The sequence below is a fragment of the Natrialba magadii ATCC 43099 genome (assembly GCF_000025625.1).
Lineage (GTDB): Archaea > Halobacteriota > Halobacteria > Halobacteriales > Natrialbaceae > Natrialba > Natrialba magadii.
In genome coordinates, this window is record NC_013922.1 from 3,012,208 (window position 1) to 3,030,249 (window position 18,042).

18 protein-coding genes and 1 pseudogene are annotated in these 18,042 nt (G+C 62.6%); 6 read left to right on the forward strand and 13 right to left on the reverse strand.

The features are described 5' to 3' along the window. The 7 genes from nadA to NMAG_RS14130 all read right to left on the reverse strand — a co-directional run bounded on the left by nadA (position 1) and on the right by NMAG_RS14130 (position 7,721). On the reverse strand, positions 1 to 1,134 hold the full coding sequence (gene nadA, locus NMAG_RS14100) for a quinolinate synthase NadA (protein ID WP_004267129.1): 1,134 nt from the start codon (positions 1,132 to 1,134) through the stop codon (positions 1 to 3). A gap of 480 nt (positions 1,135 to 1,614) precedes the next feature. Beyond that, entirely contained in the window at positions 1,615 to 2,598 is a 984-nt protein-coding gene (locus tag NMAG_RS14105) for an LLM class flavin-dependent oxidoreductase (RefSeq protein ID WP_004267128.1), read from the reverse strand. A 216-nt stretch (positions 2,599 to 2,814) separates the two neighbouring features. Further along, a complete protein-coding gene (locus NMAG_RS14110) occupies positions 2,815 to 3,297 on the reverse strand; it encodes a type II toxin-antitoxin system VapC family toxin (RefSeq protein WP_004267127.1) in 483 nt (160 codons plus the stop codon). Continuing rightward, positions 3,294 to 3,578 carry an AbrB/MazE/SpoVT family DNA-binding domain-containing protein gene (locus NMAG_RS14115; RefSeq protein WP_004267126.1) on the reverse strand — a complete coding sequence of 95 codons (285 nt, stop codon included), beginning with the start codon at positions 3,576 to 3,578 and terminating at the stop codon, positions 3,294 to 3,296. The genes NMAG_RS14110 and NMAG_RS14115 overlap by 4 nt, the downstream gene beginning before the upstream one ends. 179 nt (positions 3,579 to 3,757) lie before the next feature. Next, on the reverse strand, positions 3,758 to 4,516 hold the full coding sequence (locus tag NMAG_RS14120) for a hypothetical protein (RefSeq protein WP_004267125.1): 759 nt from the start codon (positions 4,514 to 4,516) through the stop codon (positions 3,758 to 3,760). 90 nt (positions 4,517 to 4,606) lie between these two features. Next, positions 4,607 to 5,836 carry an ABC transporter permease gene (locus NMAG_RS14125; RefSeq protein WP_012996751.1) on the reverse strand — a complete coding sequence of 410 codons (1,230 nt, stop codon included), beginning with the start codon at positions 5,834 to 5,836 and terminating at the stop codon, positions 4,607 to 4,609. 196 nt (positions 5,837 to 6,032) lie between these two features. Next, positions 6,033 to 7,721 carry an amidohydrolase gene (locus tag NMAG_RS14130; RefSeq protein ID WP_004267123.1) on the reverse strand — a complete coding sequence of 563 codons (1,689 nt, stop codon included), beginning with the start codon at positions 7,719 to 7,721 and terminating at the stop codon, positions 6,033 to 6,035. A 139-nt stretch (positions 7,722 to 7,860) separates the two neighbouring features. On the opposite strand from NMAG_RS14130, the gene hmgA reads away from it, so the two are divergent. Beyond that, entirely contained in the window at positions 7,861 to 9,093 is a 1,233-nt protein-coding gene (gene hmgA, locus NMAG_RS14135) for a hydroxymethylglutaryl-CoA reductase (NADPH) (protein WP_004267122.1), read from the forward strand. Between the two features lie 102 nt (positions 9,094 to 9,195). Here the strand turns inward: hmgA and NMAG_RS14140 are convergent, their stop codons facing one another. After that, positions 9,196 to 9,558, reverse strand: a complete 363-nt coding sequence (locus tag NMAG_RS14140) for a hypothetical protein (RefSeq protein WP_012996752.1) — start codon at positions 9,556 to 9,558, stop codon at positions 9,196 to 9,198. Positions 9,559 to 9,649: 91 nt separating this feature from the next. Then, positions 9,650 to 10,174, reverse strand: a complete 525-nt coding sequence (locus NMAG_RS14145; RefSeq protein WP_004267120.1) for a DUF5817 domain-containing protein — start codon at positions 10,172 to 10,174, stop codon at positions 9,650 to 9,652. Positions 10,175 to 10,276: 102 nt separating this feature from the next. Between NMAG_RS14145 and NMAG_RS14150 the strand changes: the two genes are divergently transcribed. The 4 genes from NMAG_RS14150 (at position 10,277) to NMAG_RS14165 (ending at position 13,890) form a co-directional block, all read left to right on the forward strand. Then, a complete protein-coding gene (locus NMAG_RS14150; RefSeq protein ID WP_004267119.1) occupies positions 10,277 to 10,642 on the forward strand; it encodes a cupin domain-containing protein in 366 nt (121 codons plus the stop codon). A 66-nt stretch (positions 10,643 to 10,708) separates the two neighbouring features. Continuing rightward, the gene (locus tag NMAG_RS14155) at positions 10,709 to 12,070 is read left to right on the forward strand and encodes an NRAMP family divalent metal transporter (RefSeq protein WP_004267118.1); all 1,362 of its coding nucleotides are present in this window, start codon (positions 10,709 to 10,711) and stop codon (positions 12,068 to 12,070) included. Between the two features lie 183 nt (positions 12,071 to 12,253). Continuing rightward, positions 12,254 to 12,961, forward strand: coding sequence for a sensor domain-containing protein (locus tag NMAG_RS14160; protein ID WP_004267117.1), 708 nt, complete (start codon positions 12,254 to 12,256; stop codon positions 12,959 to 12,961). Positions 12,962 to 13,068: 107 nt separating this feature from the next. Next, a complete protein-coding gene (locus NMAG_RS14165; protein WP_237076789.1) occupies positions 13,069 to 13,890 on the forward strand; it encodes a hypothetical protein in 822 nt (273 codons plus the stop codon). A 122-nt stretch (positions 13,891 to 14,012) separates the two neighbouring features. On the opposite strand, the gene NMAG_RS14170 is transcribed toward NMAG_RS14165, so the two are convergent. Further along, positions 14,013 to 14,813, reverse strand: coding sequence for a hypothetical protein (locus tag NMAG_RS14170; RefSeq protein WP_004267115.1), 801 nt, complete (start codon positions 14,811 to 14,813; stop codon positions 14,013 to 14,015). A gap of 69 nt (positions 14,814 to 14,882) precedes the next feature. On the opposite strand from NMAG_RS14170, the pseudogene NMAG_RS14175 reads away from it, so the two are divergent. Beyond that, positions 14,883 to 15,536: pseudogene (locus NMAG_RS14175) on the forward strand (SDR family NAD(P)-dependent oxidoreductase); the annotation flags it as partial. Here NMAG_RS14175 and NMAG_RS14180 read toward each other — a convergent pair. The 3 genes from NMAG_RS14180 to NMAG_RS14190 form a co-directional block, all read right to left on the reverse strand. Beyond that, positions 15,501 to 16,034 carry a GNAT family N-acetyltransferase gene (locus tag NMAG_RS14180; protein WP_004267113.1) on the reverse strand — a complete coding sequence of 178 codons (534 nt, stop codon included), beginning with the start codon at positions 16,032 to 16,034 and terminating at the stop codon, positions 15,501 to 15,503. The pseudogene NMAG_RS14175 and the gene NMAG_RS14180 sit on opposite strands and share 36 nt — an antisense overlap. Before the next feature lie 181 nt (positions 16,035 to 16,215). After that, positions 16,216 to 17,478, reverse strand: a complete 1,263-nt coding sequence (gene icd, locus NMAG_RS14185; RefSeq protein ID WP_049939279.1) for an isocitrate dehydrogenase (NADP(+)) — start codon at positions 17,476 to 17,478, stop codon at positions 16,216 to 16,218. Between the two features lie 195 nt (positions 17,479 to 17,673). Then, positions 17,674 to 18,030, reverse strand: coding sequence for a hypothetical protein (locus NMAG_RS14190; protein ID WP_004214833.1), 357 nt, complete (start codon positions 18,028 to 18,030; stop codon positions 17,674 to 17,676). Positions 18,031 to 18,042 lie beyond the last annotated feature (12 nt).

An 18,042-nucleotide genomic window follows, 5' to 3' on the forward strand; every position in this document is an offset into this window, starting at 1 on the left:
TCAGATCTCGAGCATTCGATCGAGTGCGACCTGTGCAAGCTCCTTTTCCTCGGGTGCGACCTCGATCACGTTTCGCTCTCGGCCGGCGACGAGTTCTTCCAGGACCCACGTCAGATAGTTGGGGTCGATCTGGCGCATGGCGTTGCAGTCCATACAGGCGTCGCCACAGAGGGGAAGCACGTTCACCTCAGGGTGCCAGCGCTGGAGGTGGCGGGTGAGGTGAATTTCGGTGCCGATCGCCCACGTGTCGCCTGGCTCGGCGTTCGCGACAGTGTCGCAGATGGTCGCAGTCGAGCCGGCCACGTCGGCAGCTTCGACGACCTCACGGCGACACTCAGGGTGGACGATGACGTTCGCATCCGGATCGTCCGCGCGAACCTGTTCGATGTGCTCCTCACGGAAGCGCTCGTGAACCTGGCAGTAGCCGTCCCAGAGGATGATGTCGCTCTCAGCGACTTCCTCGGCGTCCTTGCCCTCGGGATCCCAGGGGTCCCACTCGGCGATGGCGTCTTCCATGCCGAGTCGGTGGGCAGTGTTCTCACCGAGGTGCTTATCGGGCAGGAACAACACCTTGTCGCCGCGGTCGAACGCCCACTCGAAGGCTCGGTGTGCGTTCGAGGAGGTGCAAACGAGGCCGCCCTGGCTGGCACAGAAGGCCTTCAGGTCGGCGTAGGAATTCATGTACGTGATTGGGATGATGTTCTCGTCGGGCGCGGCGGCGGTGATCTCCGCCCACGCGGCGTCGACCTGGAGCGCCTCGGCCATGCCGGCCATCGGGCAGGACGCCTCCATGCTCGGGAGGATTACCGTCTGCTCGTCGTCGGTGATGATGTCCGCGCTCTCGGCCATGAACGTCACGCCGCCGAAGATAACGTACTCGGCGTCCGCCTCGGCGGCCTCCTTCGAGAGCTGGTAGGAGTCACCCACGAAATCGGCGTGCTCGACGATCTCGCGTCGCTGGTAGTTGTGCCCCAGAATAACGACATCGTCGCCGAGTTCGGCGAGCGCCGTTTCGATGCGGTCCGTTCGTTCTGCCTCGTCTAACTCCCGGTAGGCTGCCGGGAGTTGTTCTAACGAGTCGTACTTGAACAGACTCAGGTCGGTTTCCAGTTCCGCAGTTTCCATCGTGACCATTGTATGGTACCTATCGGTACTTCGACCACACACGGCAGTATTGAATAACTTTTTCCTTCAATTCGGCACACCGGTTGTGTTCGAGAGTAGTAAGTCCACGATTGAGACGGAAACTGCCGTAAATCAGGCTGCACGATAAGTTCAATTCGTGGCTGATCCGCTGTTGCTGAAAGCAGCTTTCGGGTCGGCTACCAGAGTAACTCGAGACGGGTACTCGAGTACCCCGCCGCGCAGTGGTGTGAGTCCCGGAAGAAGATCATGGTGCACAAGGCGGACGAGACGCGCTGCTTGTGGGGTCTGAGTGTAGTGGAGCGGTGGGTCGGTGGAGCAGTGGAGCGGTGAGGCGGTGGGTCGGTGGAGCAGTGGAGCGGTGGGTCGGTGGAGCGGTGGAGCGGTGAGGCGGTGGAGCGCTGGAGTAGTGATGATGGAGGAAACTGGCAGATAGACAGCAGTTGTGACTTGCAGACCGCTCCCGGCCGGTTACAGGCGCGTAGGCGCCAACGCGTCGATCGTCGCCTCGGTCACGGCGTTCGAGGCCGGCTCTGGCACAACGACGATTGGGTGGTCGATGCCGGTCTCCGACACCAGCGACCGGAGCTGGTCGCGTGCGTCGTCGGGCGTGCCTGCGATGCCAAGGTCTCCGAGCATCTCGTCGGAAACTGCATCTGTGGCGGTCGCCCGGTCTCCCTCGCGCCAGGCCGTCGCGATTCGGTCCGCCCGGTCGGGATAGACCGTCGAAACCGCACGCCGGTAGCCCTCGCCGCTACCGACGTAGTAGGCAACGTGCTGGCGTAGCGTCTCTCGGGCCTCGTCTGCGTCCGCGCTGACCGCCGATGGGACGTACGGTGCGATGGTGATCTCGTCGGGATCTCGGTCGCGTTCGCGCGCGGCATCCGCAACCTCCTCGAAGGCCGAGTCAAGATTCGAGAATGGGATGTTGTGCGGGATCCAGCCGTCACAGAGGCGACCGACGACGCGCCGGTTCGCTGGGCCGAGTCCCGCGTGGTAGATCGGTACCGGGGCGTCGACCGAAGGGAAGTCCGCGGCCTGGAGGAGTTGTCCCTCGTAGTCGACCGGCTCGCCGTCGCCTGTGGTGAACTCGCGGACCAGCTCGATCGTCTCGTGGGCGCGCCGAACGGGCCGATCGAAGGACATGCCGTGGAGGTCTTCGACAGCTTTCGGCGTGCTCGTTCCGAGCCCAAGTCTGAATCGTCCGTCGGAGGCCTGCGAAAGCGAGGCCGCGGTCATCGCGAGCACGGCCGGCGACCGGGAGTAGACGTTCAAAATCGCGCTGCCGAGGTCGATTTCGTCAGTCCGACAGGCCATCTTCGTGAGTTGGACGACGCCGCTCGCGCCCCAGAGTTCCCCGACCCAGACGGCGTCGTACTCGCGTTCTTCCGCCCGAACGGCGACGTCTGCCTGGTCGACGTCACCGAACGACGTGACCATGAGTCCTACGTCCATGGCCGGAGGATACATGCGAATTGATAAAAGTGTCCGTACTCACTCCACGCTGGAGCGGTGACAGATACATTGTGAAGACGGTCCCAACACAACCCATACGTCTGGGTGGTTCGCATACTGTCGGACAAAAGTCAGTGAGACGGGTCGATGCGACGTTTCACTGGTAGTCACGTCCTCGGTCGAACGATTGTCGATACCAAATCGCAATAGATCGTTTCACTCAGGGTAGACAGTCAACGACGGATAGTACGTTTCGTAGAAGGCGGTATCGAAACTGAGCAACGCGTCAGCGTCTACAGTCGCGTGTGCGCCGATAACGAAGTCCGCAGCAATGTGCTGGCGCGGTGAGAGGTCGTTACTGCACTCTTCGCAGTGAATGCGTTGTTTCGTCCCGCAGGATGGACACTGGAGACCATCGGGTCGACGTTCAGTGTATCGCTGGAATCCCTCGCCTGCCTGGAACAACGCTTCTTGTGACGGGTCGACGACCTGAATACTGAAGTCGGACAGAAACCGATCTAGCTCGACCGTCGTATCGAAGTGACCGTCTGCTGCAAGCTCAGCGTACGCGACCGAGGTAATAACGAGTCGTCCCCGCCGATAGGCCCGCCGTAGTTCCGCTTCGCTAGCGTTCGCGTAGTCGTCTTCGTAGAGCAGCGCAAGAAGAGCGTTCGTATCAACTGCTGTCGCTGTCGTCACGCGTTCTCCTCCGAACCAGAGTCATCGGATTCATCACTGACATCACGGGGGTATTCGCCGCGAAGTCGGCGCATTCGTTCGGGCATCGTTTCATCACTGTCTGCGCTCCCGCGATATTTCTCGAAGGGATCTTCACCATCCGCAGTCGTCGGTTCCTTCTTCCGAATTTTGTAGCCGGAGCGGACCTCTTCGAAGGCAACTTCGTCACCGGGTTCGATTCCGAGCGCCTCTCGAATTTCCTTTGGGATGGTGACCTGTCCCTTGGTAGTGACGCGTGGCATGTATTACATCTATCTACGGAGTAATACTGAATAAGTATTACTCACAGCGTTGCCTTCGATCTGTGCTCCATCTTTCAGGAAGACTGGCACTGCTTGCGCTGGCTCGCTATCACTCTACAACACGAGTCAATCTCCTCTCCGTACGCAGAAGAATCGTACTTTGGAAGTCCTGCTCCAGTTTAGAATACCGTTGCAGCCGTCATCCAGAGCCCGAAGACCAAGACGATCGAACTGATCGCGAGCCACGAGAGTTTCTGCCTGACGAGCAGTCTGGCGGCCCCGTCCTGACACGAGTCCGCGACAACGAACGCCGGCGTATCCGGCCCATCGCCGACGACAGCACTGATGTCGCGCATCGTCTCCCGAGCTTCCACGTCATAGCGCGACTGGCCGAAGACGTACGCCTCCTCGCCGGGGTCGAGCCGGCGTTCGTGGTACTTTCGATCGTTCCCCGTCGCGAATTCGACCACGCCAAGATCGAGTGAGGTGTTCTCGGACTCGAGATCCGACTCGTGCTCGAGGAACCGTCGGATCGACTCGGGTTCACGCTCGCCGCCGTCGATTCTGGTGCTGGCCGACGTAGAGAGGGCGAGGTCGGCACCGGCCGGTTCGACGCGGACGCTCGCCGTGCGGTCCTCGAGTCGGAACGGGAGCCCGCCCATCCCGCTGTCGACGGTGTCCCACGAGGAGTTCTTCCCGCTCGACTGGAGTTCTTCGACCTCGTACTCGTAGACGAGACAGGGCGTGCCGGTCAGCGGGGCCTCGACGGTGCCGTCGATCTCGCTCGCGGTGCCCTCGAGTTCGACCGGGCCGTCGGCGCGCTCGGCGGCGATCACGTCGTCGGTGTCGCCGCGGTAGACGTGGTAGGCGGGGCGAAGTCGGTAGCCGGTGTAGAGGAAGCCGGCGATGCCGAGGAGGAGTACTGCGGGTCCAATCATCGGCGGAACGTCTCAGTTTGTGACCATAACGATAGCGATTCCCCCATTCGTCGTCCGCTTGGGCATGTGCCGACACGCACACCGGATGGCTCACTCGTGGCGCAACGCCTCGATCGGATCCACCCTCGCCGCTCGCCAGGCCGGATACAGCCCCGAAACGACACCCACACCGATCCCGACCGCCGCCGCGATGGCGATCCACTCGAGTGGGTAGACCATCGGCCACCCGATGAGTTGCACGCCGAGGTAGCCGACGCCGAGGCCGAGTGCGATGCCGAAGACGGCACCGACGAGCCCGAGGATGACGGATTCGATGAGGAACAGCTGCATGATGTCTCGCTTCGTTGCGCCGATGGATTTCATGACCCCAATCTCGCGGGTGCGTTCGGTGACGCTGACGATCATGATGTTCGCGATGCCGATGGAGCCGACGACGAGCGCGATGGCGGCGACGGCGGCGACGAAGCCGGTGAGCTGGTTCACGAGGTCCATGAACTGGTCGATAGCGTCCTCGACGGTCTGGACCTCGATCTGGTCGCCATCCTGTTTCAGTTCGGCGGCGTGGGAGTCTGTTTCGAGATAGTCGGTGACAGCGTCCTGTGTGGGTTCGACCGCCTCAACGTCCTCAGCACCGATTTGGAGGAGCGGATACGCGTGCTCCTCGTCGCCGTCGGGCGTTTCGATCGTCGTCGTGTAGTACGACTCGGCGGGAACGTAGACGTGTGGCGGCGTCTGGCCACCGAACTCTTCCTCGACGACGCCAGTTACCGTTACAGTCGTCGTTTCACCGTCCTCGAAGGTGAGCGTGAGTTCGTCGCCTGCCGAAGCGTTCTCTTCGAAGACCTGGCTCGCGGGTTCGTTGATTACCGCCTCGTCCTCGGCGTCGCCGTCGAAGGTCTCACCGTCGACGAACGGTGTGAACTCGAACGCATCGTCCGTCGTCGCCTGTACGTCGACGAGGCCGGTCATCTGCTCTTCGTCTGTTTCGGTCTGGACCACGTCGAGTGATCCCTCTGGCGCGACGAACTCGACGCCGTCGATCTCCTCGAGTGCCTCGATGTCGCTCTCCGTGTAGATCGGCGTCTCGACCGGCATGATGCCGAATCCGTCCTCCGGTTCGGTCTGGGTCTGGACGAGCATTACCGGCTCCTGGTCGTCCTCGATATCGCCGACGATGCTCTCGGAGAAGCCCGAGCCGAGCACCATGAAGGTGATCACCGCCGCGATACCGATGATGACGCCGATGGTGGTCAGCGTCGAGCGAAGCTTGTGGGAGGTGATCGACCGCCAGCTAATTCGGAGACTCTCGAGTAGGTTCATGTCGACCACGGCCCGCGCGAGCGCATGGCGCTCGCTACCTCGTACAGCCAGTTAGTCGTTTCAATCGGTCAACAGGCGTGAGAATCGAGCGGTTGGTATACAGACGGCGAAACGTTGACCGCTGGACTGTCGTTCGCTCTGGTCCAAGTGCGTCAAGTTCCACCAGTCGCACCCAGTCAGTCACAGTTAGTCCCAGTCACTCAGCGGCGTCGTACACCACATCGCCGTCGACCAGCGTCATCGCCACGTCAATCTCGTCGATCGCCTCGGGCTGCTCCCACGGCGACTCCTCGAGGACGACCAGATCGGCGCGCTTGCCGACCTCGACGGTTCCCAGTCGATCCTCGTCGAAACCGGCGTACGCACCGCCGCACGTGTAGGCCCGGATCGCCTCGGTGACCGAGAGACGCTGAGCGTCCGTGCCGGCGGTGACCGCGTGGTGGATGCCGAGCAGCGGGTCGAGCGGCATGCAGTCCGAACTGAACGCGAGCGGGGCACCGGCCTCGAGAACACGGCGGAATCGGTTGGTCTGCTTGCGCCGCTCCTCGCCGAGGCGCTGATCGTAGAGCCCGCCCTCGTCGGCCCAGCGGTGGAAGTTGGGCTGCATCGAGGCGACGATTCCAGCGTCTGCCATCCGGGCCAACTGGTCGTCGTCGACGAGTTCGGCGTGCTCGATACGGTGGCGCGAGCCGGCCGGATCGTCGGTGGACTCGAGTAGGGTGAGCGTTTCCTCGATGGCCTCGTCGCCGATGGCGTGGATGGAGAGCTGGAAGTCGGCTTCGTCGGCACGGTCGACGATGTCGCCGAGTTCGTCGGGATCGACGACCCATTGGCCGCGTCCGTCGTCTGCGTCCGTGTCTGCGCTTGTGCTTGCGTCGTCTCCATCTCCATCTCCATCTCCATCTCCATCTTCATCTCCGTCTTCGTCCCCGCCTGCACCAACGTACGGCTCGTACACCTTCGCCGTCTCACCGCCGAAACTGCCGTCAGAGAAGGACTTGATCGCACCTACCTGGACGCGTTCGCTGCCCGCGTTCGTCGGCATGCCAGCCGCGCTGAGGTGCTCGAGGAAGTCACTCCAGTAGTTGATCCGCACGCGAAGCGGCAGGTCGCCGTCGGCTGCCAGGTCGCGGTAGGCCCGAGCGGCCGTCGAGCGCTGCACCATGTCGTGAACGCCCGTCACACCGAGTTCGACCGCATGTTCTGCGGCCGCCGAAATGATCTCGCGCATCTCCGCGCGACTGGCTGCGACCTCGTCTTTGACGACACCGATTGCGTCCTCGACGATGACGCCGGTTGGTTCGCCGGCCTCGACGTGGACCTCCTCGTCTGGCAGGTCGTCCTCGAGTCGCTCCAGTGCGACGGAGTTCAGCGAGGCCGTGTGGCCGTCGACCCGAATCGCGGCGATGGGGCGCGTCTCGGACACCTGATCGAGGTCCTCGCGCGTGAGGTACTCTGCTCCGGTTTCCCCTTCGCCGCCCCACGTGCTCTCGTCGTAGCCGAATCCGAGAATCCAGTCGTTCTCGGCGCTGGCAGCCCCATCCTCCACGCCCACTGCGTCCTCCACGCCCGCTGTTTCGTCTCCGCGCGCGGCGAGGGACTCGAGTGCCGCCTCCCGCGAGTCGACGTTCGAGAGGTCGGCGTGAACGATGTGTTCGCCGAGGTGGTCGAGGTGGGTGTGGGCGTCGATGAATCCCGGGAGGACGGTGCGGCCCTCGCAGTCGATGACCTCGGTTTCGACGCCCTCGAGGAACTCGATTTCGTAGGTGTCGCCGAGACGGACGAGTTCGCCGTCGCGGATTGCAGCGGCTTCGTGGACGGTGTCTGGCTCCGTCAGGCTGTGGATCTCTGCGTTCGTGAGCAGCAGATCGGCGGCTTCGGTCATGATCGTGGTGTGGGAAACCAGGGGCAAAGAGAAACCGGTTTGGAATGCGACTGATTCGTGATCGTCTCAGTGGTGGGGCCCCACGAAGCACCCGCGCGAATCAGCAACCCTTAGGAGACACCGCTGTCTCCACCAACGCATGACCACGACCGATCCGGAGGCTCTCGCCGACCGCGTCCAGAATGGCGACCTCCGCATCCACGAACTCGAGGAGCATGTCGACGCCGACACCGCGGCCGAGGCCCGCCGCCTGTTCGTCGAACGCGAGACGGGAACCGACCTCAGCACCACTGGCGACTACGCCTTCCCCGCGGAGGAGGCCGACTCCGCAGTCGAAAACATGATCGGCGCGGCCCAGATCCCGATGGGCGTCGTCGGTCCGGTCGACGTCTCCGGTAGCGCGGCCGACGGCGAGCACTACCTGCCGATGGCGACGACCGAAGGGGCGCTGCTGGCGTCGGTCAACCGCGGCCTCTCGGTGATCCGGTCGGCTGACGGCGCAGACGCCCGCGTGACGAAGAACGGGATGACCCGCGCCCCCGTGTTTCGGGTCGAGGGCGTTGCGGAGGCTGCTGAAACCGTCGAGTGGGTCGACGACAACGTCGATGCCCTGCGGGAGGCCGCCGAGTCGACCACCAGCCACGGCGAACTGCTCGCTGTCGACACCTACGTCGTCGGCGACTCGGTCTTCCTGCGCTTTGCTTACGACACGAAGGACGCGATGGGAATGAACATGGTCACCATCGCCACCGGCGAGGCCTGCGAACTCGTCGAAGCCGAGACGCCCGCCTCGCTCGTCGCCGTCTCGGGCAACCTCTGCTCGGACAAAAAGCCGGCGGCCATCAACGCCGTCGAGGGCCGCGGGCGCTCGGTCACCGCCGACGTGCTGATTCCGGGCGAACTCGTCGAGGAGCGCTTGCACACGACCGCCGACGCGATTGCGGAGGCCAACACCCGAAAGAACCTGACCGGCAGCGCCAAGGCCGGCAGCCTCGGGTTCAACGCCCACGCGGCGAACGTAATCGCCGCGGCCTTCCTCGCGACCGGCCAGGACGAAGCCCAGGTCGTCGAAGGCGCAAACGCCATCACCACGATGGAGGCCCGCGAGCGCGAGGACGGCACGACGGACCTCTATGCTGCCGTCTCGCTCGCCTCGCTCGAGGTCGGCACCGTCGGCGGCGGAACGAAGCTCCCGACACAGGCGGAGGCACTCGAGATCCTCGGGCTCCGCGGCGGCGGCGACCCAGCCGGATCGAACGCCGACGCGCTGGCAGAAATCATCGCGGTCGGTGCGCTGGCTGGTGAGCTCTCCTTGCTCGCTGCACTCTCCTCACGGCATTTGGCGAGTGCACACGAGGATCTCGGCCGATAGAGCCGGCGAAAATCCGCAGAGACAGTACTGAAGAATCAGGCTGAATGCCGTCCCGCTTCGTCTGAAACGTCCATCTTGTTCTGTCTGAACTGTCCGTCTCGGTTACTCTGAACCGGCCGCTTCGTTCAGTTCCCGTCGCACGCGAATCGTCGTGATCGCGATGTAAATACCGCCGCCGAGGAGTAACAGTAGTCCCAGAAGCGCCTGCCGGCCGTCCGAGGCAAGCAAGAAGACTCCCAATCCGAGTGCGGCGGTTCCGTGTGCGGCCGCGAAGTCCCGTCGGCCGTACGCGCCGTGAAAGACGGCGACTGCGGCGAACGTCCCGACGAAGACCCACATCGCGAGCGTCGTCGCCTCGTAGCCGAACAGCGTCTCGTCGACGAACGTTCCGTAGCCATAGAGCACCAGCGCGGCTACCGTTCCGACTCCGATCGTCTCCTGCTGGACATCCACCATTTCGGCCATTGCGTCTGCGCTGACGTTTTCGCGCCCGGCGGAAAGCTTTGCCGTTCGAGTCCGGCGAACAACGGACTCCTCCCCAGAAATCACCACCCTCTCACAGCAGCCGATACTCCCCTCGACTCTCGCTCACTGTTCCCTGTCTCGTGAGCTTCTCGAGTGCCCGCTGAACGTACCCGGCCGAGACCCCGCGCTCGCCGGCGTAGGAGATGATCTCGTCCTCGGTGGGAGAGTCGAGTTCAGCAAGCGCCCGTTCGACAATTTCCTTCTTGCTCCCGCTGCGTGTCGACCCGCGCGGGTCGCGGTCACCAGCCGCCTCGACCTCGTCCACGTCGAGGCCGGACTCCGCCAGGTATTCCGTGTCGTCGACCACCCCGTCTGCGACGTTGGACTCGAGTACCTCGAAGGACTCGAGTTCGGCGAAGGCCTCGCCCTGGCCCTGCCGGTTCGCGAGCATCGAGGCGCGGACCTCGCGGGCGTGGTTGGCGTCGTCAGTTTCGACGAACTTCTTCCGGCGCTCGTAGGGGCGACGGGCACCACAGCGGGGACACTGCGTGGTTTCCGAGCGTCCCTCGATGATCCAGAGGTTCGAACACTCGCTACAGCCGACGACGGCGTACATGGCTCTTCGTGGGTGAGCGACGTAGTTCAAGGTTAGGCAACCGGAGCGAAAGTGGTCCGCTGGTGGGCAAATAGCTATGGGGCCGACGGTCAATGCGGAAACATGGAACGCGTTTCCCTCGCCGACCTCGATCCGTCGGAAGCGGCAGACGGCGTCAATCTGGCACTGATGGCCGGCTCGGAGTCGATGAACGTCCAGCACTTCGAAATCGAACCCGGGGCAACCGTCGAGGAGCATAGCCACCCCCACGAGCAGGCCGGCTTCATTTACGAGGGCGAACTAACCTTCCTGACCGATGGCGAGGAAATCGTCTGCGGTCCCGGCGATTCCTACGCGCTGCCGGGTAACCAGCCCCACGCAGCCGAGAATCGCGGCGATGAACCGGTTCGCGGGGTAGACATCTTCAGCCCGCCACGCGAGAATCCGAACTGGCAGTCAGCGTCCGATTCTGACGCTGCACCAGAGTAGCCGTTCAGGTCCCGAACCACACCCGAATACCACGAGGTTATATGCACCCATTGGCAAGCACGTCCGATGGCAGCCGAGACGCAGTCGACCGACTGGTCGTTCGGACGGATTGAGTCGTTTGTCAGACGACTGGGGCCGACGTGGCTTGCGGGCGCGATCGCAGCCGGGCCGGCAACGATGGTCAGTTTACTGGCAGCGGGCGCGGGCTACGGCTATACACTACTCTGGGTCGTCGTCCTCGCGGCGGTCCTCGGAACCGTCGGCCAGTACCTCGCGATGCGACTGGGGCTGCTCACCGAGGCGGGAATCGTTTCTGTCGTCGAAGCGCACCTCGGCTCGTTCTGGGCCTGGGTGCTCGTGATCGACGTCGTCCTCGCGGCGGGGCTCGCACAGCTCGTGATCATGAAGACACTCGCGGACGTCAGCGCGACGGTGATCGCGAGCGCGGGCATTGCAGCGCTCGCAGACCCGCGGATATGGGGCGTTCTCTGGGCAATCATCCTCGCACTTGGGCTCGCGGGCGGCGGCTATCGCGTCGCCGAAATCGGGGCCAAGGTGCTCGTCTCGTGTGTCGTCCTCGCGTTCGTCGCCTCGCTGTTCGTGGTGCCGGTCGATCCTGCTGCGGCGGCAACCGGACTCGTTCCCGAGCTGCCCGGCGTCGGTGGCGCCGTCGTCGCTGCCGGTGTTCTCGGCGGTGCGGTCCACATCACCTTACTGACGATGCAGAGCTACACGATGCGGACTCGCGGCTGGACCGAAGCCGATCGGGACATCGCCATCTTCGACGTTGTGAGTTCGATGCTCGTCGCATTCGGCATCTTCAGCCTCGCTGTCTTCCTCGTCGCGGCGAGTGTGCTCCCCGAGAGCGGCCTCGATCCGGCGACGATCGACGAAATCCAGGCCGCAGAGGCACTCGGCCCAATCGCCGGCGAGCACGCGATGTGGGTGTTCCTGCTCGGACTGCTCGGTGCGGCCGTCTCGACGCTTGGTGGGAACACGATCGTCCCACCGTACCTTCTGGCCGACAAGCTCGGCTGGGAACAGTCCGTTTCGGATCCGCGCTACCGGGCTGCTATCGTTGTCGTCGCACTCGCCTCCGCGGTCGGCGTGTTCCTCGAGGGCGCGTTCTTCCAGCTGCTCGTGATCATGCTCGCGTTCGGCCTCGTCGGCACGCCGTTCGCGCTCGCCGTGATCCTCTACCTGCTCAACGACCCTGATGTCGTCCCGGAGACGAACTCGTGGCTCGAGAACCTCGGCGGTGTCGTTCTCTTCGGAATCGCGACCGTCCTCGCCGCCGAGTTCGTCCAAGAGGAACTCCCCGGCGCAATGGACGGCGAGCTATCCTCGCTGTTCGTCGTCGCCTTCGCGGTCGCGATGGGGCTCGCAATGTGCGGTCTCGCTGTGCGATACGTCCGCGAACGGTACTGACAACGGACAACGGACAGCAGACAACAGATAACGGACAACGGGCAACGGACAACGGACAACGGACAGCAGACAACGGGCAACGGACAACGGACAGCAGACAACGGGCAACGGACAACGGACAGCAGACAACAGATAACGGACAACAGACGAATGCTTTTGAGACCGCCAGCCGAATACACTCCCATGAGTGATCACGCCCCTGCTCGGGGCGGTGAGAACCGACTTCGCTCGTTCGTCGGCGTCGCCGGCGAGCCCCAGACCTATCGCAACCTCGCCTACCTGCTGCTGGCGATTCCGATCGGTATTGCGTACCAGTTCGGACTCATGCTCGGCTTTTTCGGCGGACTCATCCTCACGTTCATGCTCGTTGGCATCCCGATTCTGGTCGGCACTATCGTTGGCTCGCGATATCTCGCCGAACTCGAGCGCCTGCTCGCAAACCGCCTGTTAGGGACGGAGATCCAACGACCGGGTGGCGGTCCGATACGCGGTACTGACGCCGGTGTTCTCGGCTCGCTGAAGGGGATCATCATCTCGGAGGTTACCTGGAAGGGCGTCGGCTTTCTCGTTCTGCGGTCGTTTCTCGCCCTCGTCGTCCTCTTTCTGGTCATACTCGGTGGCTTCGTCTCGCTCGCACTCGTGTTTGCACCGTTCTCTAGTTCGACCATCGTGCTGGGGTGGGAGATCGACACACTCGCCGAGTCACTGCTTGCGGTGCCGCTGGGGATCGTGCTGGGGCTGGTGTTCTTGCACGTCACGAACGGCGTTGCGCGGGTTGTCGGATCGATCGCAACGGCATTGCTCGGCGACGAGTCGGCTCCAAATCCAGGCCCTCAGAGCGGAGGCGGGAACGGGACCGATCCAGAACCCGGCAAACGGGCGGCTCCTTGAGCGGGCAGACGTAAGATGCATCGTCGGGTAGATCCGACTGGACATCGTACCCAATGCTCGATCATCACGACCTGCTCGTTTTTCAAGACTGCTGAACTATACGGTTCTTGAGAAAGTTAATAGTATCCTATAATAACTACACAGATATGAACCGTCGGGTTTTGATCGGAAGTGTGGCAATCGTACTAATGTTCATTGGGCTCACATCCATGTTTTTGCTCCCTTTGAGCGTTGATTCGACAGATAGCCCGGTGGAGCTTGGTGAGTCCGAGTCGTACATCACCTCGGGAGAAATATCGGCGGAGAACGATGGAGTACTAGTCGCACACGAGGGGACGGTCCTCGCTGACGACGACGCACACCTTACGTTTGAATACGGAAACAGGACCATCGAACACGTCTACGACGACGAAACAATCTACACGAAGTACGAGACCAACACCACCGACGAGGACTGGATAGAGTCGATCGGGTCAACCGACGCGGAGGAGATACACTTCGGAGAGCACCAGGACAGGGTCGTCCGGATAACCGAAGAGAACGGAACCGTAGACTCCTCGGATATGACGTTCGTACGCACACAGACCAGTCACCACCTGCAGAATCTGGAGTACGAGCAGAGCAACGAGCAGGACAACCGGACGGTCTACGTTCCGTCGTCGACGTGGACCACGGTGAATACAGAGACGATGCATGCCAGTCCAGAGGTGGGTGAGCTCAGCGTCGACACAGAAACTGGGGTCTTACGGGAAGCGTCCTTGCAGTATCAGCTGACCAATGCGTCATCGTACGGGGAATCTCTGCTTCGATTAGGCGAAACAACGACGGTAGACGTACGATACGAGTACGACCCCGATCCCTATATTGATGACATCGAGACGCCCGCGTGGGTAAATCAGTGTGTCGGGAACGATCGCTGTGAGTTCTAACCTGAACCGAATCGGCTCTCCCGACGGCAACGACTCTGGTCTCGAGGCCGAAACTGAACCCGTACCTCAATAGCCACCGCCGGTTCAGACGGCCTCTGCCAAGCGGAGCGGGTTCGTGTGGATTATCTTTCGCAAATTTCTAACTCCTCACCAGTGTCAATACTCCTGATCCCAAACGGAAGCGCGACGACTGGCTCATCCGAACCATCGTCCACGACGGTGACCGCAAGATCGTAGGACCCTGTCGTGTTGAACACCAGTTCTTGGGTGAGGTCGAAGTCGATGTCCGGTGGGAACTCGATCGGTTCGTCCGTGAGCGTGCCGATAAGCGTACCATTGTCTTCCTCAAGATCCTCCCCGCTCGCGAATTCGACTTCAGTTTCGGAGACACCTTCTTCGCTCGTGATCTCGATTTCGAGTCGGATGTCGCCACCGGCCTCGTCTGACCTATTGGCAAGTGAGAATTCGAGGTCGGTGAAGGACCCAGTCTCGACGACGGATGGCGCCATAATATCGAGGTCGACCGCGGTCTGGATGACGACCTGATCGCCGCCGATCGCAGCAGGCGGCCGATCGCTTTGCTGTGCGTTCCGTATTAGAACATCGAGGAAATCGGGTATTGAGTCCTCCTCGAACGATTCATGATAGCAACACCAGCCACCCATGCCACTCTGTGTCAAGCCGAGTTCTTCGCCTGCTGCCGTGACGTCCACCGAGGAAAAGCTGGTTTCGATCGGATCTATGTCTGCGATCTCGCTGACATAGGCCCAGGAGTCGTCCAGGCCATCCTGTGTCTTGCCTAGGAGTCCACCGCCGTCGTTTACGAACTCCGCAATGTCGCTTTGCCGGTCGATGAGCGCCTGATTCTCGCTGTCGACGAGGCCGTTGCTGATCTGACCTGTACTACTGACAATCCCGATCATCGCGTACCCCTCGAAGTCGACGTCACGATACTCCGTTCGCTCCTTGAGGACGGGGGCTTAGCGCCCTCTTCTTCAGCTAAACACGCTGTGAAGGGGTTCACCGACGCGCTGCGGATGGAACTCGAGGAGGAGGGCGCGCCAGTGTCGGTGACGCTCGTCAAACCCGGTGCGATCGACACGCCGTATCCGGAGCACGCGAAGAACTACATGGACCAGGAGGCGACGGTTCCAGCGCCCGTCTATGCCCCGGAAACGGTCGCACGAGCGATTCTTCATGCAGCCGAGAAGCCACAGCGCGAAGTGACCGTCGGCGGCGGTGGCAAGGCCCTCACCGTCGCGAGCCAGTACGCACCGCGGCTCCTCGACCGCGTCATGGAAGCGATGTTTATCGAGCAGCAACAACGGGACCAACCGGCCAGCGAGGGGACCGAAGCCGAGTCGGACAGCGGCCTCGAGGAACCCTCCGCGGGCGGCGAACTCGCCGAACGCGGCGAGTACGAGGGCCACGTTGCCGAGACGAGCCTCTACACGAGACTCACCCAGCGGCGATCGGTTCCAACCTCAGCACTCGCCGGCCTGGGCGCAGTCGCTGGGTACGCGATCTATAGAGTCCTCCGCGGCGTAACGTCGGGAGAAACGAACCCGGAATCGGCAGGAGAAGTCGCCGAAGCGGACGACGGCATCACCTCACGTCTCCGTTCCCGTACTCGAGTACGCGAGTGAGTGCTCCATCGCCACGTGCGGAATCCCCGCTTCGTCGAACTCGTCGCCGTAGGTCTCGTAGCCGAGTCCCTCGTAGAAGCCCGCGGCGTGTGTCTGTGCGTGCAATGTGAGCGTCTCGAGTGACTGCTCGCGGGCCTCCGCCTCGAGTGCCTTCATGAGCGCGCGGCCGACGCCCGTGTCGCGGTGGGACTCGAGTACGGCGACGCGTTCGACCTTCCCGGTCGTCTGGTCGACGGCGCGGAGGCGGGCAGCGCCGATGGGGGTGGCCGTCTCGGGTTCGGTGTCGCTTGCGCTGGCGCTGTCGGCAGCGTACGCCACGAAGTGCACCGCCTCTGCCTCCGGTTCGTCGTGCACGTCGTACTCGAGTTCTTCGTCGACGTCTTGCTCCTCGACGAAGACATCGTAGCGGACATCGAAGGCGTCCTCGAGTTCGGTCTGTGTGGTGGCGACGCGGACGGTTGCGAGGTCGGCTGTGCCTGCGTCTGCGTTCGGCCTCATTGTGTCTGTGTTCTGGCTGGGATGTGGAGAGCGTTACGGGACGCTGTGGGTTGGAGTGGGTGTAACCGTGAGCGTGTCCGAGAGGGAGACGCGACAAAAAATCGAGTTCCGAAGTGTGTAGACGCTCTCCGAGAGCGTTTCAACGTTCTGGCGGCAACGCCGCCAGCGGACGGGAAGCGCTCTACGACAGCTTCTCGATATTTGCGACGACTTCGTCGGCGAACTCGCTCGTTGCGAGCTTCTCTGCGTCGTCGAGCTGGCGCTCGAGGTCGTACGTGACCTTGCCCGAGGAAATCGTCTCCTCGACGGCGTCGCGAACGAGGTCTGCGGCGTCGTCCCAGCCCATGTACTCGAGCATCATGCGGCCCGAGAGGATCATCGCGGTCGGGTTGACCTTGTCCTGGCCCTCGTACTTCGGTGCGGAGCCGTGAACTGGCTCTGCGAGCAGGCGGCCGTCGCCGAAGTTGGCGCCGGGTGCGATGCCGAGACCACCGATCTGGGCACCACAGGCGTCGGACATGTAGTCGCCGTTCAGGTTCATCGTCGCGACGACGTCGTACTCGTCGGTGCGGGTGAGGATCTGCTGGAGCATGTTGTCCGCGATGCGGTCGTTGACGACGACGGCGTCTTCTGGTGCCTCGCCGTCGCGCTCCTCCCAGAGGGTGTCCTCGGTGATGACTTCGTCGCCGTACTCCTCGTTGGCGACCTCGTAGCCCCAGTCACGGAACTGGCCTTCGGTGAACTTCATGATGTTACCCTTGTGGACGAGGGTAACGGAGTCACGGTCGTGCTCGAGTGCGTAGTCGATTGCGCGGCGAACGAGGCGCTTCGTTCCGAACTCCGTAATCGGCTTGACGCCGATGCCGACAGGGCCGTCGTGGATGACGTCGTCATCGCCCATCTCGTCCTCGACGAACGCCTTGACCTGCTCGACTTCGTCGGTACCGGCTTCCCACTCGATGCCGGCGTAGACGTCTTCCGTGTTCTCACGGAAGGTGACCATGTCCATTTTCTCCGGCTCCTTTACGGGCGATGGAACGCCGTCGAGGTGGTAGGTCGGGCGAACGTTTGCGTAGAGATCCAGCAGCTTGCGCAGACCGACGTTCAGCGAGCGGAAGCCGGCACCGACCGGCGTCGTGAGCGGGCCCTTGATGGCGACGCGGTGTTCCTTGATCGCCTCGACGGTTTCGTCCGGAAGGTTCTCGTCGTACTTCTCGCGGGCGGACTCGCCGGCGTAGACGCGCATCCAGTTGATCTCGCGACCAGTTTCCTCTGCAGCGGCCTCGAGGACCTTCTGGGCGGCAGGGCCGACGTCGCTACCGACGCCGTCGCCGTGGATGATCGGGATAATCGGGTTGTCAGGGACTTCGAGCTCGTTCTCGCTTCCCTCTTTCAGCGTGATCTTTTCTCCCTCTTCAGGGACCTCGATCTTGTCGTAGCTCATCTCGTCTATACGGTTCTTCGACTGGGGTAAAAGGGCTACCATTTCGTTCGAAGAACGGCAAATATTGCACAGGCCGGGCCGCTGTCAGGATTCGTCTAGAGTGGAGTCTATCGTTTCGGAGAGGCTCGTAGATGGCGGTTCGATCGCAGACGTCGGTGTGACCATCGACACCGTGCGGTGACAGAACTGGCTCTCTCAGTCAGATTGCAGGTCGTCGGAGCCGCCGTCTCTGTCCTCGTTTTCGGAGCGAGAACGACCGCTATTTGACTGGCGAATCGGCGTCGTATCGTGCCAGTAGCGGACGATCACCCCGACACCGACGGCGACGGTTCCGATCCCGAAAAGGCCCAGCAAGAGTTGTAACTCAGTCGAGAGCAAGCCCTCCTGATACGTTGCCCAGAACGTCGCGAGAAGCGTGATTCCGAGAATGACGACGGCCGAGCCGAGGTCGACCTGATCCGCCTCGTCGTCGACAACCAGCCGCCCAGCTGCGAGAAGCGACAGCACCGCGCAGAACCCGGCGAGCAACAGGGCTGGCGTCATCGTCGTCATCGGTTCTCAGGC

Coding starts and splice junctions, on each gene's coding strand:
- NMAG_RS14140 (WP_012996752.1), bottom strand. CDS start 9,558: ATGGCCGAAATGGTGGATGTCCAGCAGGAGACGATCGGAGTCGGAACG.
- NMAG_RS14190 (WP_004214833.1), bottom strand. CDS start 18,030: ATGACGACGATGACGCCAGCCCTGTTGCTCGCCGGGTTCTGCGCGGTG.
- NMAG_RS14155 (WP_004267118.1), top strand. CDS start 10,709: ATGGCAGCCGAGACGCAGTCGACCGACTGGTCGTTCGGACGGATTGAG.
- nadA (WP_004267129.1), bottom strand. CDS start 1,134: ATGGTCACGATGGAAACTGCGGAACTGGAAACCGACCTGAGTCTGTTC.
- NMAG_RS14125 (WP_012996751.1), bottom strand. CDS start 5,836: ATGAACCTACTCGAGAGTCTCCGAATTAGCTGGCGGTCGATCACCTCC.
- NMAG_RS14115 (WP_004267126.1), bottom strand. CDS start 3,578: ATGCCACGCGTCACTACCAAGGGACAGGTCACCATCCCAAAGGAAATT.
- NMAG_RS14120 (WP_004267125.1), bottom strand. CDS start 4,516: ATGATTGGACCCGCAGTACTCCTCCTCGGCATCGCCGGCTTCCTCTAC.
- NMAG_RS14150 (WP_004267119.1), top strand. CDS start 10,277: ATGGAACGCGTTTCCCTCGCCGACCTCGATCCGTCGGAAGCGGCAGAC.
- NMAG_RS14130 (WP_004267123.1), bottom strand. CDS start 7,721: ATGACCGAAGCCGCCGATCTGCTGCTCACGAACGCAGAGATCCACAGC.
- NMAG_RS14105 (WP_004267128.1), bottom strand. CDS start 2,598: ATGGACGTAGGACTCATGGTCACGTCGTTCGGTGACGTCGACCAGGCA.
- icd (WP_049939279.1), bottom strand. CDS start 17,478: ATGAGCTACGACAAGATCGAGGTCCCTGAAGAGGGAGAAAAGATCACG.
- NMAG_RS14145 (WP_004267120.1), bottom strand. CDS start 10,174: ATGTACGCCGTCGTCGGCTGTAGCGAGTGTTCGAACCTCTGGATCATC.
- hmgA (WP_004267122.1), top strand. CDS start 7,861: ATGACCACGACCGATCCGGAGGCTCTCGCCGACCGCGTCCAGAATGGC.
- NMAG_RS14160 (WP_004267117.1), top strand. CDS start 12,254: ATGAGTGATCACGCCCCTGCTCGGGGCGGTGAGAACCGACTTCGCTCG.
- NMAG_RS14180 (WP_004267113.1), bottom strand. CDS start 16,034: ATGAGGCCGAACGCAGACGCAGGCACAGCCGACCTCGCAACCGTCCGC.
- NMAG_RS14170 (WP_004267115.1), bottom strand. CDS start 14,813: ATGATCGGGATTGTCAGTAGTACAGGTCAGATCAGCAACGGCCTCGTC.